This is a genomic window from Sulfurihydrogenibium sp. (genome assembly GCF_027448985.1).
GTDB lineage: Bacteria > Aquificota > Aquificia > Aquificales > Hydrogenothermaceae > Sulfurihydrogenibium.
Genome location: NZ_DAIDMN010000185.1, coordinates 1 through 586, shown reverse-complemented (window position 1 = coordinate 586; position 586 = coordinate 1). Strand labels below are relative to the sequence as shown.

The window sequence follows — 586 nt, the reverse complement described above, 5'->3', positions numbered from 1 at the left end:
GGAACAGCAAGAGCATCTACAAAATATGGAATTTTAGGTGTAAAAAGTTTGGATTTACAAGGGAGATAAAGTAGAAAGTAAAGTGGAAGAAGTATTAAGTAAAGTAGAAGAAGAACTTAAAGTGTAATAAGAAGAAGAAATAGGAGGTTCAAATATGTCTTTATTACAACCAAGAAAAGTTAAATGGAGAAAACAACAAAGAGGCAGAATGAAAGGAAAAGCCTCTAGAAGAAACCAAGTGGATTTTGGAGAGTACGGATTACAAGCTCTTGAGCCTTGTTGGATGACATCCAGGCAAATAGAAGCAGCAAGAATCGCAATAGTAAGAGAAGCAAAAAAAGGTGCAAAAGTATGGATAAGAGTTTTTCCACATAAACCTATCACTAAAAAACCTGCAGAAACTCGTATGGGTAAAGGAAAAGGAGATTTAGACCAATTTGTAGCAGTAGTTAAACCTGGACATATTCTCTTTGAATTGGCAGGAGTGCCAGAGGAAGTTGCGGCAGAAGCTTTTAGAAAAGCGGGACACAAACTTCCAATTAAAACTAGAATGGTAAAGGCTCAGGAGGTCTAAGATGAAAGCTAG

The 586-nt window shown here is 36.7% G+C and carries 1 protein-coding gene; it reads left to right on the top strand.

Going from position 1 to position 586, the window contains the following annotated elements; genetic code table 11:
• Positions 1-154: 154 nt before the first annotated feature.
• Positions 155-574, top strand: a complete 420-nt coding sequence (gene rplP / locus NE054_RS08490; RefSeq protein ID WP_297890562.1) for a 50S ribosomal protein L16 — start codon at positions 155-157, stop codon at positions 572-574.
• Positions 575-586 lie beyond the last annotated feature (12 nt).